Raw genomic sequence first — 19,192 nt, 5'->3', positions numbered from 1 at the left:
ACGATGGACATCACCGCAACCCTGAGCCTGGGCGATCCACTGGAACCCGCACGCAAGGCCACCGCCGAGATGTTGCAGAGCCGTGAGCGTACTTTTTCGCTGCCGCAGCCGTTTTATAACGACGAGCGCCTGTTCGAAATCGACATGCAGGAGATCTTTCAGAAGGAGTGGCTGATTGCAGGCATGACCTGCGAGATCCCGACCAAGGGCAATTATCTGACGCTGCAAGTGGGCAACAACCCGATCATCGTGATTCGCGGTGCCGAGGGTCAGGTCCATGCATTCCATAACGTATGCCGGCATCGCGGCTCGCGGCTATGCACTTCCGAGAAGGGCAAGGTTGCCAAGCTGGTGTGCCATTACCACCAGTGGACCTATGAGCTCGATGGCCGCCTGCTGTTTGCCGGTACCGAGATGGGCGCCGACTTTGACATGAAGCAATACGGCCTCAAGCCGGTGAATGTGAAAACCGCAGGTGGCTACATCTTTATCAGCCTGGCCGAAAACCCGCCCGCAATCGACGAGTTCCTGGCCACCCTGAACCACTACATGGAACCCTACGACATGGAAAACACCAAGGTGGCGATTCATACCACCCTGGTGGAAAAGGCCAACTGGAAGCTGGTGCTGGAAAACAACCGCGAGTGTTATCACTGCAACGCGTCGCACCCGGAGCTGCTGAAAACCCTGCTGGAATGGGACGACGTCACCGATCCCCGGGCCGATCAGGCCTTCAAGGACCATGTGGCGGCTTCGGCAGCGGCCTGGGATGCGGAAAAAATCCCCTACGCCCACGCCAGCTTCGGCCTGCGCAACCGCATCGTGCGCATGCCGCTGCTCAAGGGCACGGTATCGATGACCCTGGATGGCAAACAGGGCTGCGCAAAACTCATGGGGCGGATTAAAAACCCGGACCTGGGCTCGATGCGCATCCTGCACCTGCCGCACTCGTGGAACCACTGCATGGGCGACCACATCATCGTCTTTACCGTGTGGCCGATCAGCGCCCAGGAAACCATGGTCACCACCAAGTGGCTGGTGCACAAGGATGCAGTAGAAGGCGTGGACTACGACGTGGAGCGCATGCGCAACGTGTGGGACGCCACCAACAACCAGGACCGGCGCCTGGCTGAAGAGAACCAGCGCGGCATCAACTCCGTGGCCTATCAGCCGGGGCCGTACTCACAAACCTATGAGTTCGGCGTGGTCAACTTCGTCGACTGGTACAGCGAGCGCCTGTTGAGCAATCTGGGCGCGGAGCCGGCGCCCTACCTCAAAGGCGTGCTCGCCCAGTAACCGTCCGACCAAACCTGTAGGAGCGAGCTTGCTCGCGAGCTGTTGAAATCTCGCGAGGCAAGCTCGCTCCTACTGGCTATTTTTTGACCAGCTGGCTACACCCCATACAATCAAAGGCCCGCAGCCCTTCACCAACATCTTATCCACAGTCACACCCACAGCAATTGTGGGGAAGTGGGTAAGTTATCCCGAAAACAGTGATTGGCTATTTTTTGTACAAAACTTTACAAGCCACGGGATACATGGCCTGCAAGCAACCGCAAACACCTTATCCACATATCCGCCAACAGAGATTGTGCGCAACTTATGCACCGCCCCCCATTACTGTGGAAAACCCTTTAAAGTCCCGATTTTTAAAGGGTTTGAGTGTTGAACAGTGGATAACCGGGGCAATTGAGCGTTTTTTGATCAGAAGCCTGTAAGCCTTGATCCGTATAGCGCTTAGCCGACAGCAAACAACTTATCCACATAAGCGCTAACAGACTTTGTGGGCAACTCAGCGCACCACGCCTTCTTCGATCAATAACTTCAAAATCGCCTGTGCCCCCTCTTCGCTGCTCAAGCCTTTGAGTATTTGACCGCTACCACCAGTGGCCTTGGCTGTGGCTGCTTTCATACGGTCGGCGGCACTTTTGGCCCTGATCACTTTGAGACGCTTTGGCCGGGGTCTGGCGGGCTGGAAAACACCCACTGTGGATAACTCATCAACAATCTCCTCAACCACTTCGGCATCCACCACCCCACGGGTAGCCGGGCCATAGGCACTTTGGCGGGCCTTGGGGGCAGCGTTATCCACAGTGGCCATGAACGGCAGGCGCACCTTAAGCCGGCGCCGCTGACCACGGGGCAATCCCTGCAACACCAGCGCGACACCGTTGTGGATAGATTCAACCTGAGCCACCCCCACCACCAGCGGCCAGCCCAGTTGCTCGGCCAGCAGATACGGCAACATGCCCGAGCCTTCGCCGGTTTCCGCCTGGCTGCCCGCGAGTACCACCTGCACCCCGGCTTCGCGGATGTAGTCGCGCAATACCGGCAGCGCATCGGCCCCGTGCGCCTGCTCAAGTACGTGAAGCTCTTCCAGGCCCATGCCCAGATACGCGCGTAGCGCCGGCTCATGGGGGTTGCCCGCATGCAGTACATGCAGGTTATCCCCAGCCAGTTGCAGGCCGAGCTCGACAGCCCGGGCATCCTGTTCAGCGCGGCGGGCCCGGCCGGAAGCCGGGTGGGCGCCGATTGAAACCAGTGCAACGGTGGCAATGGTCATAAGCGAATCTCCAAAACTGTAAACAGACTGTAGGAGCGAGCTCGCCTCGCGATCTGTTTAAAAGATCGCGAGACAAGCTCGCTCCCACAGGGGTTCAGGACAATCAGGCGGCATCGCGCCTGGCGCTCTTGCGCCAGTTATCCACAGCCGCAATCAACGCCTGCAGAATTGCCGCACCGTCACCAATCACCGAAAGATCAGCGCGCTTGATCATGTCGCAACCCGGATCAAGGTTGATCGCCACCACCTTGTCGCACCCGCCAATCCCTTGCAGATGCTGGATCGCGCCGCTGATGCCGACCGCAACATAGACCCGGGCGGTAACCCAGGTACCGCTGGCCCCGACCTGACGCTCACGCCCCATAAAGCCGTCATCCACCGCCACCCGTGACGCGCCTTCGGTGGCCCCCAGCGCTGCTGCAGCCCTGTGGAAAAGTCTCCAGTCCTTGATCCCGTTACCGCCACTGAGGATAAACTCGGCCTCTGCCATGGGCGTCGCCGCAGGATCCACCGCAACCGCACCCAGGTCTTCAATCCGGGGCAAGCAACGCGGCGCATCTGTGGATAACTGCACAGGCAATGCTTCATGCAGGGTTTCGCTGACCGGCTCGGCGCACTCGGCAGCGGCCAGGATCAACCGTGGCAACGGCTGCGCCAGATCCTGCAAGCCGGCCCCGGCTCGTCCCAGACAGGTTCCGTCCTTGATTTGCCACACCCGGGTGGCCGGGCGCTGGCCCAGGCTCGCAGCCAGACGACGGCCCAGTTCTGCACCGCCATTGCGGCTGTCGGGCAGCAACCAGTGTCTGGGCGCGAACTGGTTATCCACAGCCCGTAAATCGTGAACCCGTTGCTCCGGTGCATAACCTTCGCTGTCCAGTAACAACAAACGGTCTACCCCGGCCCTGGCAAAGGCCGTTTCTTTGCACTCGCCAAACACCACTGCCAGCACCGCGCCGTCGCTGCCCGCCAGTTGCCGGGCCAGGCCAAGCACGTCGCGGTCGTGACTGGCGAGGCGGCCACCGGCCATATCCGGTACCACGCAGATATAAAACGCCGGCGCCGGCACCTGATGCAGCGGCAATTGCACTTGCTCACTGGCCGCGCGTTTGACCGTGCCGCCCTGTTGCGCGCCACTGCGATCGATCCGCTTGATGCCGTTGGGGCCGATAAACCCCAGCCCATGTACATTTTTGCGCAGCACCCCGTTGGGCCCCATCCAGCTGGCGGATGCCGGCTGCATGGCGGCATGCAGCGGGTGCAGGCGGTTGCGGGCGATCCACTCGGCCCGCGGGTCGCGGCGGATAATGTCACTCATACCATCACCTCCGGGGCTGCGCGGCTGGGCGCTTTGGCGGGCACGATCGGTTCAATCAGAGCTTCAGCCACCAGTTCGGCAATGTCCTTGATCAGCGGCCGTGGCTCGACCACGCCTTCGAGCATGGCCGTGCATTGCGGGCATCCCACCGCCACACGCTCGGCGCCGGTCTCGCGGATGTCGTCCATGCGCATGTCGGGAATCCGTTGTTTGCCGGGGATGTCAGTAATGGGGGCACCACCGCCGCCGCCACAGCAGCGTGAGCGAAAGCCCGAGCGCTGCATCTCTTTGACTTCAATGCCCAGCGCGCGCAATACCGCGCGGGGAGCCTCGTATTCGCCGTTGTAACGCCCCAGATAACAGGGGTCGTGATAGGTCACGCTGCCGCCCGTATCCGCGTTCAGGGCAAGAGCGCCCTGGTCGATCAGTTCGGCCATGTAAGTGCTGTGATGTTGCACCAGGTACTCACCGCCAAAGGCGCCATATTCATTTTTCAGTACGTGGAAACTGTGGGGATCGCAGGTCACGATGCGTTTGAAACGGTATTGCCCCAGGGTCTGGATATTGCGTCGGGCCAGCGCCTGAAAGGTCGCTTCGTCGCCCAGACGCCGGGCTACGTCACCGCTGTCGCGCTCTTCGAGCCCCAGTACCGCGAAATCGACCCCGGCGGCTTTCAGTACCTTGACGAATGCCCGCAGGGTGCGTTGGTTACGCATGTCGAAGGCGCCATCACCGACCCAGAACAGCACGTCCACCGAGGGTTTATCGCGCATCAGATCAAGATTCAGGTCTGCAGCCCAGTTCATCCGCCCGCCCGGTGCAAAACCGCCGGGGTTGTCGGTGGCGATCAGGTTGTCCAGCACCTGGGCGCCGTTGTTCGGGGTTGCACCTTTTTCCAGGGTCAGGAAGCGGCGCATGTCGACGATGGCATCTACGTGCTCGATCATCATCGGGCACTCCTCAACACAGGCACGGCAGGTGGTGCAGGACCACAGGGTGTCTGCATCCACCAGGCCGTCAACTATGGGTTGATGCGGGTTGCCGCCATGTTCACCAACGGGTTTGCCCGGGTACGGGCTGCCGGCAAAGTGCGCATCGGTACCGCCCGCAAGCCCCACCACCATGTCCTGAATCAGTTTCTTCGGGTTCAACGGCTGGCCCGCAGCGTAGGCCGGGCACGCCGCTTCGCACTTGCCGCATTGCACGCAGGCGTCAAAACCCAGCAGCTGGTTCCAGGTGAAGTCCTTGGGTTTTTCCACCCCCAGGGGCGCGCTGCGATCATCCAGGTCCAAAGGCATCAAGCCGGTAGAACGGCCACCGCCAAAGCGCTCGGCGCGCCGATGCCAGGCCAGGTGCAAAGCCCCGGCGAAGGCGTGCTTCATCGGCCCGCCCCAGGTCATGCCGAAGAACAGCTCCGCCACGCCCCACAGCACTCCCACCCCCAACAGGGTTGCCAGCAACCAGCCGCCAAAGTCCTGGGGCAGCAAACCGGCGACCGGCAAGGTGAGGATAAAAAAGCTCAGCGAAAATGCCAGCAGGCTTTTTGGCAAGCGCATCCACGGGCCTTTGGACAGGCGGGCCGGTGGATTGAGGCGACGTTTGAACACAAAGAGCGCGCCGACAAACATCAGCGCCGTGGCCACCAGCAGGGCGTAGCCGAGGATGCGGTTATGCAGCCCCAGGCCATGCACCAGAATCGCCAGCAACGCCGCCAGTACAAAACCCCCGGCAGTGGCAACGTGGGTATTGGCCATGTACTTGTCACGGGCGACCACGTGGTGCAGATCAACCATATAACGCCGAGGCATGGCCAGCAGGCCAGCGAGCAGATCGACCCTGGCCGGGCGGCCACGACGCCACATATGCATCCGCCGCACGGCGCCGATGACGGCCAGACCGAGGGCAGCGAATAACAGAACAGGGAGAACAATATTGAGCATGGTGAAGCTCCCGAAGACCTCAGGGGTTGCGCAAATCCTGTGGGAGCCGGGTTGCCGGCGATGTTGCTGGCAATTGCCTATGCCTCATCGCCGGCAAGCCAGCTCCCGGAGTTATTCACACGTGCTTAGAAATCCTTGCACAACCTGAGTGCGTCATAGATCGCGGCATGTACGTTGCGCTGGGCCACGCAGTCACCGATGCGGAACAGCAGGTAACCGTCCCCCGGCTCGCTCAGGCACGGTTGCGGCTTGATCGCAAACAGCGCTTCGACGTCGATCTGGCCCTTGTTGCGCGAGTCCGGTTTAAGCCCGTAATACAATTCTTCATCCGGACGCACGCCATTCTCGATCACCACCTGGTCCACCACCCGCTCCTCCCTGGCGCCGGTGTATTCGTTCTCCAGAACGGCAATCAGCTTGTCGCCTTCGCGGTAGACCTTCTCCAGCATCATGTCCCCGGTCATGATCACTTCCTTGGGGTACAGGCTGCGGTAGTAGGTGGGGAATGAGGTGCCGCCAATCGCCACCCCGGGCTTGGTGTCGTCGGTCACGATCTCGACCTGGGCACCTTTGTCGGCCATGAAGTCGGCGACGGACATGCCGGTAAACTCGCAGATGGTGTCGTACACCAGCACGTTCTTGCCCGGCTCGACCTTGCCGTCGAGCACGTCCCAGCTGCTGACCACCAGCCCTTCGGCAGCGCCCCAGTGTTCGTTCTGTTCCACAAACGGATGCCCGCCCACGGCCAGCACCACGATGTCGGGACGCAGATCGAGAATGGTCGCCGGGTCTGCCGCAGTACCCAGGCGCAGATCAACGTTCAGGCGCGCCAGTTCCAGCTGGAACCAGCGGGTAATGCCGGCCATCTGGTCCCGTTGCGGGGCTTTGGAGGCGGTGGTGATTTGCCCGCCGATGACATCCTTTTTCTCGAACAGGGTCACGTCGTGACCCCGTTCCGCGGCTACCCGCGCCGCCTCCATGCCGGCAGGCCCGGCGCCGACTATCACCACCTTGCGTTTGGCCCCGGTACTTTTCTGGATGATATGCGGCACGCCCATGTATTCCCGGGAGGTGGCGGCGTTCTGGATACAGAGCACGTCCAGGCCCTGGTACTGACGGTCGATGCAGTAGTTGGCGCCCACGCATTGCTTGATCTGGTCGATCTGGCCCATTTTGATTTTGGCGATCAGGTGCGGGTCGGCGATGTGGGCACGGGTCATGCCCACCATGTCCACGTAACCGCCTTCCAGAATCCGCGTGGCCTGATTCGGGTCCTTGATATTTTGCGCGTGCAGCACCGGGGCCTTGACCACTTCCTTGATCCCGGCGGCCAGGTGCAGAAACGGCTCCGGTGGAAAACTCATGTTGGGGATCACGTTGGCCAGGGTGTTGTGGGTATCACAGCCCGAGCCGACCACGCCGATAAAGTCGAGCATGCCGGTGTCGTCGTAGTACTTGGCGATTTGTTTCATGTCCTCGTGGCTCAAGCCATCGGGGTGAAATTCGTCACCGCACAGGCGAATGCCGACGCAGAAATCCGGACCGACTTCGGCACGCACGGCCTTGAGTACTTCGAGGCCGAAGCGCATGCGGTTTTCAAAACTGCCGCCCCATTCATCAGTGCGTTTGTTGACCCGTGGGCTCCAGAACTGGTCAATCATGTGCTGGTGCACCGCCGACAGTTCGACCCCGTCCAGCCCGCCTTTCTTGGCGCGCCCTGCCGCACTGGCGTAGTTGCCGATCACGCGCCAGATTTCTTCTGGCTCGATGGTTTTGCAGGTGGCACGGTGCACCGGTTCGCGCACCCCGGACGGCGACATCAGGGTCGGCCAGTTGAAGCCGTCCCAGCGTGAGCGGCGGCCCATGTGGGTTATCTGGATCATGATCTTGGCGCCGTGCTTGTGCATGGCATCGGCCAGGTTCTGGAAATGCGGGATGATGCGGTCGGTGCTCAGGTTGACCGAGCTCCACCACTCCTGGGGGCTGTCGATGGCCACCACCGATGACCCCCCGCAAATCGCCAGGCCGATACCGCCCTTGGCTTTTTCTTCGTAGTACTGCACGTAGCGCTCAGTGGTCATGCCGCCATCGGTGGCATACACCTCGGCGTGGGCCGTGCTGAGCACGCGGTTGCGGATGGTCAGTTTGCCGATTTGAATCGGCTCAAACATTGCTTCGAACGCCATATCCCGATCCTCGACTTACAACGGCTTGACGATAAACAGGCCGTGGTCGTGGCCCTCTTCCGATCCGCTATAAATCTGCTCGGCGCGGGTGCGAATGTGGCTGCCACGGGCCTGCAGAATCTGATCCATGGCGCCGGCAAACCAGCCGGTGAACATGTAATCGACCTTGCGCCCGACCTTGCCGTACACGTAGACGAAACAGGAGTGCTCGAGCTTGATGGTGGCTGTGCCTTTATCGAGGTCGATGTCCTGGATTTCGAACAGGCCCCAGCCACGCTGGGACAGACGCTTCATGTAGTGCTCGAACACCGCGACCCCTTCCAGGCCGTGGCACTCGGCTTCTTTTTCGCACCAGTGCCAGGCGGATTTGTAGCCGGCCTTGTAGAGGATTTCGGCGTAGGCGTCAGCGCCCAGCACCTCCTCGATGCCCATATGGTTGTTGACGAAAAAATGCCGTGGCACATAGAGCATGGGCAGGGCGTCGGAGGTCCAGACACCGGTTTCACTGTCGACTTCGATAGGCAATTGCGGGGCGATTTTAGCCATGGAACAAAACTCCAGAAATTCAACAAATCTATGTAGTCGCTGCCGCAGGCTGCGAAGGGTTGCGAAGCAGCCCGTTTTTCAAGAAGTCCTCATCGCAGCCTTCGGCAGCGACTACGAGGAGCTGTTCGGCTATTCGCCCCAGACGTCCTTGAGCACGTTGACCCAGTTTTCGCCCATGATTTTGCGCACCACGCGCTCAGGGTGACCGCGCTTGAGCAGGGTTTCAGTGAGGTTGGGGAACTCACCCACAGTGCGGATGCCCAGCGGGTTGATGATCTTGCCGAAGCTGGTCAGACGCCGGGCATAGCCCTTGTCGTGGGTCAGCATTTCGAAGAAGTCCTGACCGTGACCCTGGGTGAAGTCGGTGCCGATACCGATCGCATCTTCGCCGACGATATTCATCGTGTACTCGATGGCCTGGGCATAGTCGTCAATGGTGGAGTCGATGCCCTTGGCCAGAAATGGCGCAAACATGGTCACCCCGACAAAACCGCCGTGGTCGGCGATGAATTTAAGTTCGGCGTCGGATTTGTTGCGCGGGTGCTCTTTGAGGCCGGACGGCAGACAGTGCGAGTAGCAGACCGGTTTCTTCGATTCGAGGATCACCTCTTCCGAGGTTTTTGAACCCACATGGGACAGGTCGCACATGATCCCGACGCGGTTCATTTCGGCCACCACTTCGCGGCCAAAGCCCGAGAGCCCGCCATCACGCTCGTAGCAGCCGGTGCCCACCAGGTTTTGCGTGTTGTAGCACATCTGCACCACGCCGACTCCGAGCTGCTTGAAGATCTCGATATAGCCCAGCTGGTCTTCAAAGGCGTGGGCGTTCTGGAAGCCAAAAATGATACCGGTCTTGCCCTGTTCCTTGGCCCGACGAATATCCGCAGTGGTTTTTACCGGGATCACCAGGTCGCTGTTTTCGCGAATAAGGGTCTGGCTGGCCACGATATTATTGATCGTGGCTTGAAAACCCTCCCACACCGACACCGTGCAGTTGGCTGCTGTGAGGCCGCCTTTACGCATGTCTTCGAACAGTTCGCGGCTCCATTTGGCAATGATCAGCCCGTCGATAACGATGCTGTCTGCGTGCAACTCGGCTGGGCTCATCAGGCGTCCCCTTATGGGCGCCGAATCGTCTGCCGGCGCTTTGGGGCCAGCATAGGCTCGGGGTTAAAAACAGCCGGGTGCAAAAGCGACAGCGCAATTGCCGAAAGCGTCAATCCGCGACAAAGCCTTCGGCGCCAAAGTAATGACCTATGCTGCGTGGCTGTTCTTTGGCCCACGCTTAAGCCAGAATCCGTCCCATCTATGGATTAGGAAGCCGCAATGAAATCGATTCTCCTGGCCTTGGCGTTGATCACAAGCGGTGCGTACGCAGCCGATGATGCCGACTACAACCCGTGCGATGCGGTGGAAAACGACCAGCAAACCCTGGCGTGTTCGGCGTACAGCAAGAATGCGGCCGAGCTGTTGCTGACCGAAAATTACGAAGCCCTGCAGACGCGAATGAACTCGATGTACGGCTCAAACGCAACTCAGCTCAATAACATCATCAGCAAGATCAAGACCGCTCAGGCGCTGTGGTTGCACCAGCGTGACGCCGACTGCGCGATTGTGGTGTTCCCTGCCACATCCGGCACCGAGACCTTCAACATTGCCCAGAACGACTGCATGGCCCGCATGAGCGATGATCGTTCGGAGTTTCTGGAATCGATCGGGCAGGAATAACCACCCTGCTCCCACAGCTCAGATGCCTTATTTAAATCCAGGGTTTTTATGACTATTTGCGGTATCGATATCAAAGGCAGCGAAGCGATCTTCGCCGTCGCCACCCAGGGCCCCGACGGTCTTCAACATCTAGCCATTGCGACCAAGAAAATCGCCCTCGACGATGATGACGATGCCCTCAACGTCAAAGCCTTCGCCGCGCAGGTCACAGCCTTTGTAAAGACCAACGCCATCACCCGCATCGCGATTAAAAAGCGCAGTAAAAAAGGCGAGTTCGCCGGCGGACCGACCACCTTCAAAATCGAAGGCATCATCCAGTTGCTGGACGCTTGCGAGGTGCAATTGCTGTCACCGCAAACCCTCAACGCGCAATTCAAAAAGCACGCTTTCGAGCTGCCCGCCTCGCTGAACAAATATCAGCATGATGCGTACAAGGCTGCGTGTGCGGCGCTGCTCAAGGGTTAACCGACCCGGTCCTGTCGCGGCGCACAGGCAAATCGCGCGCGATAGCTGCGGGTGAAGTACGACGGTGATTCAAAACCGCAGGCCAGGCTGATATCCAGCACGCTCATGTCGGTCTGGCGCAGCAGTTGCCGGGCTTTGTGCAGGCGCAGGCCAAGGTAGAAGTTGCGCGGAGTATCGTTCAGGTGCAGGCGGAACAGGCGCTCCAGCTGGCGCTGGGTGACGTTGATGCTCAGTGCCAGTTGCGAAATGCTCAGGGGCGGCTCGGTGTGCTGCTCCATCTCGCCAATCACCTGCACCAGCTTCTTGTTACGGATGCCGTAACGCGTGGCAACTTGCATGCGCTGGTGATCCTTGCGCGGGCGGATACGCCCGAGCACGAACTGCTCTGATACCTCGATAGCCAGTTCCGGGCCGTGCGCCTGGGCAATCAGATCGAGCATCATGTCGATAGAGGCCGTACCGCCCGCGCAGGTAATCCGTCGGCGGTCGATTTCAAACAGCTCTTGCGTGACCTGTAACCGCGGCCATGATTCCTTGAACGCCTCCAGCGCTTCCCAGTGCAGGGTCAGACGATAGCCGTCGAGCAGGCCCGCCTCGGCCAGCACAAAACTGCCGGTATCGATCCCGCCCAGGCTTACCCCTTCGCCGTCCAGACGCCGCAGCCAGTGAATCAGTGCCGGCGTGACATGGGCCAGTGGCTCGAAACCGGCCACCACCAGTAACGTCGCCCCTGCGGTGAGCGCCTCCAGCCCTGCCTCGGCATTGACCGACATGCCGTTACTCGCCGGTACCGCGCCACCGTCGCTGCTCAGCACGTGCCAGCGGTACAGCTCGCCGCGAAAGCGGTTGGCCACCCGCAGCGGCTCAATCGCAGAAATAAAGCCCAACGAGGAAAAGCCGGGCAGCAGCAGGAAATAGAAGTCCTTGGGCATGGAGGCGCTCGTGCAGTCAGTTCGCAGGATTGAAACACACTCAGGTCGCTACAGTGCAAAAGCCCGTCGCTCCAGTGCGGTTAAGCAATACCCGACCTCGGTAACTTGGCGTCACGGTGCACAAAGACACCGGCTACCTAATAACAACCTGCCGAGGCCCGCTCCATGAAACGACTGATCAGCTGTTGCTTGTTGGTACTCAGCCCCTATGTGCTGGCTGGCGAAGATCCATCGTGCAAGAACGTACGCATGGGCGTGGTCAACTGGACCGATGTGATCGCCACCAGCGCCATGGCGCAAACCCTGCTCGACGGTCTCGGCTACAAAACCAAACAGACCAGCGCCTCCCAGCAAATCATCTTCGCCGGGATACGTGACAACCGGCTGGACATGTTTCTGGGCTACTGGAACCCGATCATGAACCAGAGCATCACCCCCTTTGTCGATGCCAGACAGGTGACGGTGCTGGCCGAGCCCAGCCTTAAAGATGCCAAGGCCATGCTCGCCGTGCCGACCTATATGAGCGACAAGGGGCTTAAAAGCTTTGCTGACATTGCCCGATTCGAAAAAGAACTGGGGGGCAAGATTTACGGGATTGAACCGGGCTCCGGTGCCAACACCCAGATCAAGGCCATGATCGAGCAAAACCGCTTTGGCCTGGGCAAGTTCCAGCTGGTGGAATCCAGCGAGGCCGGAATGCTTTCGGCCGTGACCCGCGCGGTCAACCGCAATGAACCGATTGTGTTCTTTGGCTGGACCCCGCACCCGATGAACATCAACCAGAAAATGACCTACCTGACCGGCAGTGAAGACGCACTGGGCCCGAATGAAGGCCTGGCCACGGTGTGGACAGTGACCACGCCGGACTACGCCAGCCGCTGCCCGAACGTCAGCCGCTTGCTGAGCAACCTGACCTTCAGCGCCGATGACGAGAGCCGCATGATGCAGCCGTTGCTGGATCACAAAGACGCCCGGGCATCGGCCCGCCAGTGGCTCAGGGACCACCCGCAAGACCAGCAGCGCTGGCTCGAAGGTGTTACCACAGCGGACGGCAAACCCGCTGCAGGGAACCTGAAACTCAGCGCCAAATAATTCAACACCGAGCCCCTCGGCCGCCGCCTGCAACGGCAGCGGCGTGGCGCTCTACGCCCAAAGGAAATGCCCCATGAACCACGACGTCATCATCACTTGCGCACTCACCGGTGCCGGCGACACCAGCGCCCGCAGCCACCTGGTACCGATCACGCCCAAGCAAATTGCCGACGCCGCCGTGGAAGCGGCCAAGGCCGGAGCCACAGTGGTGCATTGCCATGTGCGCGATCCGAAAACCGGTCAGTTCAGCCGTGATGTGGCGCTGTACCGCGAACTGATGGAGCGCATCCGCGAGGCCGACATCGACATTATTGTCAACCTCACGGCCGGGATGGGCGGTGACTTGCACATCGGCCCCGGCGAGAACCCGATGGAGTTTGGCCCCAATACCGATCTGGTCGGGCCGCTGACCCGTCTGGCACACGTCGAAGCCTTGCTGCCGGAAATCTGCACCCTGGACTGCGGCACCCTGAACTTCGGTGACGGCGACACCATTTACGTTTCTACCCCGGCGCAGCTGCGGGCGGGGGCCAAGCGCATTCAGGAGCTGGGGGTCAAAGCCGAACTGGAGATTTTCGACACCGGCCATCTGTGGTTCGCCAAGCAAATGATCAAGGAAGGCCTGCTCGACGACCCGCTGTTCCAGCTGTGCCTGGGCATCCCCTGGGGTGCTCCGGCAGACACCACCAGCATGAAAGCCATGGTCGACAACCTGCCCGCCAATGCGGTGTGGGCCGGGTTCGGCATTGGTCGCATGCAAATGCCCATGGCTGCCCAGGCGGTCTTGCTCGGCGGCAACGTCCGGGTCGGGCTGGAAGACAACCTGTGGCTGGATCGCGGGGTACTGGCGAGCAACGGACAGCTGGTGGAGCGTGCCGCAGAAATCCTCAGCCGCCTTGGCGCCAGGGTGCTGACCCCGGCTGAAGGCCGGGTAAAGATGGGTTTGAGCCAGCGCCACTAACCCCGCCTCCCCCTGCCCACCTGCCCACCTGCCTGTAGGAGCGAGCTTGCCTCGCGAGCTCTTCAGCGAAACAGCGAAAAGCTCGCTCCTACAGGTTTAAGACCGAATTTTGATCAGGAATCGCCCATGACCTTTATCACTAACATCAAAACCTTCGCCGCCCTTGGCAGCGGTGTCATTGGCAGCGGCTGGGTCGCCCGCGCACTGGCCCACGGCCTCGACGTGGTGGCCTGGGACCCTGCCCCCGGCGCCGAAGCCGCCCTGCGCAAGCGCGTGGCCAAGGCCTGGCCGGCGCTGGAAAAAAGCGGCCTCGGCAAAGGCGCGTCCCAGGACCGCCTGCGCTTTGTCAGCACCATTGAAGAATGTGTACGCGACGCCGATTTCATTCAGGAAAGCGCACCCGAGCGGCTCGATCTCAAACTCGAGCTGCACAGCAAAATCAGCGCTGCCGCCAAACCCGATGCACTGATCGGCTCCAGCACCTCGGGCCTGCTGCCCAGCGAGTTCTACGAGACATCCACCCATCCCGAGCGCTGCATCGTCGGCCACCCTTTCAACCCGGTGTACTTGCTGCCGCTGGTGGAAGTGGTGGGCGGACAAAAAACTGCACCACAAGCCATTGCGGCTGCGATCGAGGTCTATAAATCCCTGGGCATGCGCCCCTTGCATGTGCGCAAGGAAGTACCGGGTTTTATCGCTGACCGCTTGCTCGAAGCCCTGTGGCGCGAGGCGCTGCACCTGGTCAATGACGGGGTGGCAACCACTGGCGAGATCGACGATGCCATTCGCTTTGGCGCCGGTTTGCGCTGGTCGTTCATGGGCACATTCCTCACCTACACCCTGGCCGGTGGCGATGCGGGCATGCGGCACTTCATGAACCAGTTCGGCCCGGCCCTGAAACTGCCGTGGACCTACCTGCCGGCGCCGGAACTCAGCGAAAAACTGATCGACGACGTGGTTGAAGGTACAACTGAACAACTGGGCAGCCACAGCATTGCCGCGCTGGAGAGCTATCGTGACGATTGCCTGCTGGCGGTGATGGAAGCGGTGAACGCGACCAAACTCAAACACGGCATTGCCATCAACGATTGAGCGAGGTTCTGCATGCCCATCCTCACCACCTACAGCACCCCCGTTCTTGAAGAGTGGGTCGATTACAACGGCCATTTGCGGGACGCGTTTTACCTGCTGATTTTCAGCTATGCCACCGATGGGCTGATGGACCACCTGGGACTCGACAGCCAGAATCGCGAAGCCAGCGGCCATTCGCTGTTCACCCTGGAAGTGCACATGAACTACCTGCACGAAGTGAAGCTCGGCGCCCGGGTCGAAGTGCGCACCCAGATCATCGGCCATGATAAAAAGCGCCTGCATCTTTATCACAGCCTGCACCTGATCGGCGAAGAGCAAACCCTGGCCGGCAATGAGCAAATGCTGCTGCATGTCGACCTTGCAGGTCCGCACTCGGCACCGTTCAGCGAACATTCACTGGCGTTGTTGCAGGCAATAGAAACCCGCCAGGGAGACCTGCCCAAACCGGCTTATGTGGGCAGGGTGATCGGTTTGCCCGGCACCACCAGGGCATGAAAAAAGCCCCGGACCTGCCGTGACAGGTTCGGGGCTAACTCTGTGTGATGCCGAGAGGGTGACCAAACCATCGACGATGCCGCGAAAGTCAGTGTGCACAGCCCAGTGCACCGGCACTTAGCCGAAAACGACCTGCGCTTAGGCATCCCGGACATATCGTCAGACCGCCCCTTGCCCCCTTGCCCAAGCCGTACCAGAATCGAGTTCGATCGCGCCTCTGTAGAAGGATAAAAAAATGATGCACGCGGATTTGATTGATGAGCAAGACCTGCTGGGCCAACTGCGCTCACTGGGGTTTGAGGTGTCTGGCAGCGCCGAGCAAGCCTGTACGACGGTGGTCTGTGGACTGAATGAAACCAATGCTCGCGCACTCAAGGGCCTGGTAGAAAAACTCTACACCGGCAGCGCGACCATTTTGCCGGCGGTGCGCCAGGCCATAGATCAACAGCTGCTGCCGGGGCTGGCGCAATTCAAGCAAAGCAAAATGGCCTGACCCCACCTCTGCCTGCCCCCACCTCTGTAGGAGCGAGCTTGCCTCGCGAGCTCTTCGCTGAAATGCTCGCGAGCAAGCTCGCGCCTGCAGAAGGCTTTGCGGCGTTACAGTCGTACGCTGGCAAAGGTCGATTCGTTGCGCGCCTGATTCAAGGCAGACATGGGGCCGGCCAGCGGCGTCATCAGCAGTGACTGCGGAATCGGGATCAGGGTTGTCTGTTGCGCGGTGTTGGAGCCCACTCGCTCATCCCGTGGCGGAATACCGAAATACTCGCGGTAACACTTGGAGAAATGCGGGGTAGAAACAAAGCCGCACACCGCTGCCACTTCAATGATCGACATGGGTGTCTGCTTGAGTAACTGCCGCGCCCGTACCAGCCTCAGCTTGAGGTAGTAACGCGATGGCGAGCAGTGCAAATACTTCTGAAACAGGCGCTCCAGCTGACGTCGCGATACGGTGACATACACCGCCAGCTCATCAAGGTCGATGGGCTCTTCGAGATTGGCCTCCATCAATGCCACGATTTCCTGCAGCTTGGGCTGGTTGGTGCCAAGCATGTGCTTGAGCGGCACCCGCTGATGGTCCTGTTCGTTGCGAATGCGTTCATACACAAACATTTCCGAAATGGCCGCCGACAGCTCACGGCCATGATCGCGGCTGATCAGGTGCAGCATCATGTCCAGCGGTGCGGTACCGCCCGAACTGGTAAAGCGGCTGCGGTCGAGGGTAAACAGGCGGGTACTCATGGCGACCCGCGGAAAGGCTTCCTGCATGGAGGCCAGACATTCCCAGTGCACGCTGCAATCAAAGCCGTCCAGCAGACCGGCGTAGGCCAGGGCCCAGCTACCGGTGCATACGGCGCCCAGACGGCGCGACTGGCGCGCCTGGCTTTGCAACCATGAAACGTGCTCGCGGGTAACAGTGCGTTGAATACCGATACCGCCGCAAACAATCACCATGTCCAGTGCCGGGGCCTTGTACATGCTTGCATCGGGGGTTACTTGCAGGCCGTCGCTGGCCCATACCTGACTGCCATCTGCGGTGAGGGTGCTCCAGCGATACAACTCGCGACCGGACAGCTGATTGGCCATGCGCAAGGGTTCTATCGCGGAAGCCAGGGAAATGAGCGTGAAATTGTCCAGCAGCAGAAAGCCGATGGATTGAGGCGTACGGTTCTGGGGTTGAACCCCGGAGTTGAACGACGTCATCGCGATATCTCCTCACACAATGCGGGTGATGGCCCCAGGCACAGGCTCTTGTTATTGCCCTCGTTTGACGGGGCTTTGCAATCACAACGCAAATGCCATGCCTAAACTTGAATGACCATTCAACTAAGCCTGAAAACGACGTCGCAATGTGTCTGCGCGGGTATTGACCAAACCGCTGACAAGCATTGTTTAAAAGGACCCGACACGCACAGCCCGGCGCTTTTGAGCACATTGGTAGCACTTGTGGGAAGGCGGCAGAAACAGAGCCGTGACGGAATGTCACCAAGCGCACGAATGCGCCAAAAGAGATCGGTGTGCGCTGAAACAGCGCGCGGAAAACCTGACTACAAACCTGTAGGAGCGAGCTTGCTCGCGAGCTTTTGATCTTGAAAGCTCGCGAGCAAGCTCGCTCCTACAGGAGGGGGGGGCGACCCAGTGATCCGGTGCTCAGCACTCCACCGCGCTGACGGCCAGCCCGCCGCGTGAGGTCTCTTTGTATTTGTCGTGCATGTCGGCACCCGTATCGCGCATGGTGCGGATCACCCGGTCCAGCGAGATAAAGTGCTGGCCATCGCCACGCAAGGCCATTTGGGCCGCATTGATGGCTTTGACTGCAGCGATGGCGTTGCGCTCGATACAGGGCACTTGCACCAGCCCGCCCACCGGGTCACAGGTCAGGCCCAGGTTGTGCTCCAGACCGATTTCGGCCGCGTTGCACAGTTGCTCGGGGGTGGCACCCAGGATTTGCGCCAGCCCGGCGGCGGCCATGGCGCAGGCTGAACCGACCTCGCCCTGGCACCCCACTTCGGCCCCGGAAATGGAGGCGTTCTTTTTGCACAGAATGCCGATCGCCGCCGCGCTTAATAAATAGTCAACCACATGGGCTTCGCTGACCTCGTCGCTGAATTTCATGAAGTAGTGCAGTACCGCCGGGATGATGCCCGCCGCGCCGTTGGTGGGCGCCGTGACCATGCGCCCGCCCGCTGCGTTTTCTTCGTTGACCGCCAGTGCAAACAGGTTGACCCACTCCATGGCGCTGAGGGTCGAGCCGATGACATTGGGTTTGCCCAATTCCTGCAAGCTGCGGTGCAGGCGCGCCGCGCGGCGACGCACATGCAAACCGCCGGGCAGGATGCCTTCATGCTTCAGCCCCTGCTCCACGCAGTCCTGCATGGCGCGCCAGAGCTTGATCAGGCCACAGCGGATCTCCTCTTCACTGCGCCATGTGCGTTCATTGGCCATCATCAGGGCCGCCACGCTCAGGTGATGTCTGGCGCACAGTTCGAGCAACTCGCCAGCGCTGGAGAAGTCATAGGGCAACAGGGTCCGGTCCATGTCCAGCACACCGCTGGCCGCTTGCGCAGCGTCCACCACAAAGCCGCCGCCCACCGAGTAATAGCTGTCGCGATGCAGCTCGCCCTGTTCACTGGCGGCGACCAGCGTCATGGCATTGGGATGAAACGGCAGGTTTTCGTCAATCAGGCGCATGTCTTGCGCCCACTCGAACGGGACTGGCAGATAACCGTCGAGTAGCAGGGTCCGGGTCTCGCGCAACTGTTCGATGCGTTCGCCAATGCAGGCCGGGTCGATGACGTCCGGCCATTCGCCCATCAGGCCCATGATCACTGCATTGTCGCTGCCATGGCCGATCCCGGTGGCAGACAACGAGCCATAAAGCTGCACTTCGATACGCCGTACCTGTTGCAGCTGGCCGCGTTCGCGCAAGCCCTGCACAAACAGCGCCGCCGCCCGCATGGGCCCGACCGTGTGGGAGCTGGAGGGACCGATGCCGATCTTGAACAGGTCAAACACGCTGATAGCCATGAGCACAAAGCCTCGGGGGTGAATGCCCGCACTATGGGCGGTTTTCAATCAGCTAAAACGTCCAGCTACGACCCGGCTTTGCCTGCCAGCGCCCTCGCCGTTTTATACGGTGCAGACAGATGGAAAAGGCAGTTTCAGCAGCGGAATTTTCCATATACGACCTCCCAAGTACCAGATACGACCCTCCCTGTACTGGATGCGACGCACCCTGTAGGCGTTTGAATTTCACTGTTACATGATCAGTCTCGACTCGATTGCCAGATGCGCGGCCAAACCCCTGCCGGGCATCGCCCAACCGCAACTGATACGTGCGGCTTTTCGATTCGGAAACCGCCACCCAGACACCCAGGAG

At 60.4% G+C, this 19,192-nt stretch carries 17 protein-coding genes; 8 read left to right on the top strand and 9 right to left on the bottom strand.

Going from position 1 to position 19,192, the window contains the following annotated elements; all coding sequences use genetic code 11:
- Positions 1-3: 3 nt before the first annotated feature.
- Positions 4-1,296 carry a glycine-betaine demethylase subunit GbcA gene (gene gbcA / locus EQV90_RS04995; RefSeq protein WP_004419538.1) on the top strand — a complete coding sequence of 431 codons (1,293 nt, stop codon included), beginning with the start codon at positions 4-6 and terminating at the stop codon, positions 1,294-1,296.
- Positions 1,297-1,792: 496 nt separating this feature from the next.
- On the opposite strand, the gene EQV90_RS04990 is transcribed toward gbcA, so the two are convergent.
- The 6 genes from EQV90_RS04990 to EQV90_RS04965 all read right to left on the bottom strand — a co-directional run bounded on the left by EQV90_RS04990 (position 1,793) and on the right by EQV90_RS04965 (position 9,657).
- Positions 1,793-2,563, bottom strand: coding sequence for an electron transfer flavoprotein subunit beta (locus EQV90_RS04990; protein WP_240877806.1), 771 nt, complete (start codon positions 2,561-2,563; stop codon positions 1,793-1,795).
- A 103-nt stretch (positions 2,564-2,666) separates the two neighbouring features.
- Positions 2,667-3,878 carry an electron transfer flavoprotein subunit alpha/FixB family protein gene (locus EQV90_RS04985; protein ID WP_240877805.1) on the bottom strand — a complete coding sequence of 404 codons (1,212 nt, stop codon included), beginning with the start codon at positions 3,876-3,878 and terminating at the stop codon, positions 2,667-2,669.
- Positions 3,875-5,818 (bottom strand): dimethylglycine demethylation protein DgcB, encoded by a 1,944-nt coding sequence (dgcB, locus tag EQV90_RS04980; RefSeq protein WP_010656687.1) that lies wholly within the window; start codon positions 5,816-5,818, stop codon positions 3,875-3,877. Before dgcB ends, EQV90_RS04985 begins: the two co-directional genes overlap by 4 nt.
- Positions 5,819-5,943: 125 nt before the next feature.
- Positions 5,944-8,004, bottom strand: coding sequence for a dimethylglycine demethylation protein DgcA (gene dgcA, locus EQV90_RS04975; protein ID WP_004419549.1), 2,061 nt, complete (start codon positions 8,002-8,004; stop codon positions 5,944-5,946).
- Between the two features lie 15 nt (positions 8,005-8,019).
- Complete coding sequence (locus EQV90_RS04970) at positions 8,020-8,550, bottom strand: 4-vinyl reductase (RefSeq protein ID WP_004419551.1); 531 nt, start codon at positions 8,548-8,550, stop codon at positions 8,020-8,022.
- 129 nt (positions 8,551-8,679) lie between these two features.
- The gene (locus EQV90_RS04965) at positions 8,680-9,657 is read right to left on the bottom strand and encodes a dipeptidase (protein ID WP_004419552.1); all 978 of its coding nucleotides are present in this window, start codon (positions 9,655-9,657) and stop codon (positions 8,680-8,682) included.
- 219 nt (positions 9,658-9,876) lie between these two features.
- Here EQV90_RS04965 and EQV90_RS04960 point away from each other — a divergent pair, with 219 nt between their 5' ends.
- Together EQV90_RS04960 and EQV90_RS04955 are read left to right on the top strand one after the other, a co-directional pair.
- Positions 9,877-10,278, top strand: a complete 402-nt coding sequence (locus tag EQV90_RS04960) for a lysozyme inhibitor LprI family protein (RefSeq protein WP_004419553.1) — start codon at positions 9,877-9,879, stop codon at positions 10,276-10,278.
- A gap of 48 nt (positions 10,279-10,326) precedes the next feature.
- The gene (locus EQV90_RS04955) at positions 10,327-10,743 is read left to right on the top strand and encodes a DUF3010 family protein (protein ID WP_004419555.1); all 417 of its coding nucleotides are present in this window, start codon (positions 10,327-10,329) and stop codon (positions 10,741-10,743) included.
- Here EQV90_RS04955 and EQV90_RS04950 read toward each other — a convergent pair.
- Entirely contained in the window at positions 10,740-11,675 is a 936-nt protein-coding gene (locus EQV90_RS04950) for a GlxA family transcriptional regulator (protein ID WP_127196517.1), read from the bottom strand. The genes EQV90_RS04955 and EQV90_RS04950 overlap by 4 nt on opposite strands.
- Positions 11,676-11,840: 165 nt before the next feature.
- Between EQV90_RS04950 and choX the strand changes: the two genes are divergently transcribed.
- The 5 genes from choX (at position 11,841) to EQV90_RS04925 (ending at position 15,808) form a co-directional block, all read left to right on the top strand.
- Positions 11,841-12,767, top strand: a complete 927-nt coding sequence (gene choX / locus EQV90_RS04945; protein WP_004419560.1) for a choline ABC transporter substrate-binding protein — start codon at positions 11,841-11,843, stop codon at positions 12,765-12,767.
- Positions 12,768-12,840: 73 nt separating this feature from the next.
- A complete protein-coding gene (locus EQV90_RS04940) occupies positions 12,841-13,728 on the top strand; it encodes a 3-keto-5-aminohexanoate cleavage protein (protein ID WP_004419561.1) in 888 nt (295 codons plus the stop codon).
- A 126-nt stretch (positions 13,729-13,854) separates the two neighbouring features.
- Positions 13,855-14,820 (top strand): L-carnitine dehydrogenase, encoded by a 966-nt coding sequence (locus tag EQV90_RS04935; RefSeq protein ID WP_004419563.1) that lies wholly within the window; start codon positions 13,855-13,857, stop codon positions 14,818-14,820.
- Between the two features lie 12 nt (positions 14,821-14,832).
- Positions 14,833-15,315 carry a thioesterase family protein gene (locus EQV90_RS04930; protein ID WP_240877804.1) on the top strand — a complete coding sequence of 161 codons (483 nt, stop codon included), beginning with the start codon at positions 14,833-14,835 and terminating at the stop codon, positions 15,313-15,315.
- A gap of 235 nt (positions 15,316-15,550) precedes the next feature.
- Positions 15,551-15,808, top strand: coding sequence for a hypothetical protein (locus EQV90_RS04925; RefSeq protein ID WP_004419567.1), 258 nt, complete (start codon positions 15,551-15,553; stop codon positions 15,806-15,808).
- A gap of 104 nt (positions 15,809-15,912) precedes the next feature.
- Here the strand turns inward: EQV90_RS04925 and EQV90_RS04920 are convergent, their stop codons facing one another.
- On the bottom strand, positions 15,913-17,016 hold the full coding sequence (locus EQV90_RS04920) for a GlxA family transcriptional regulator (RefSeq protein ID WP_004419569.1): 1,104 nt from the start codon (positions 17,014-17,016) through the stop codon (positions 15,913-15,915).
- Positions 17,017-17,463: 447 nt separating this feature from the next.
- Complete coding sequence (locus EQV90_RS04915; protein WP_004419571.1) at positions 17,464-18,840, bottom strand: L-serine ammonia-lyase; 1,377 nt, start codon at positions 18,838-18,840, stop codon at positions 17,464-17,466.
- Between the last annotated feature and the right edge of the window lie 352 nt (positions 18,841-19,192).

The sequence above is a fragment of the Pseudomonas sp. TMW22089 genome (assembly GCF_022496645.1).
GTDB lineage: Bacteria > Pseudomonadota > Gammaproteobacteria > Pseudomonadales > Pseudomonadaceae > Aquipseudomonas > Aquipseudomonas paraversuta.
Note: the sequence above shows the minus strand (reverse complement) of the source record. Positions and strands in the feature narration are given on the sequence as shown.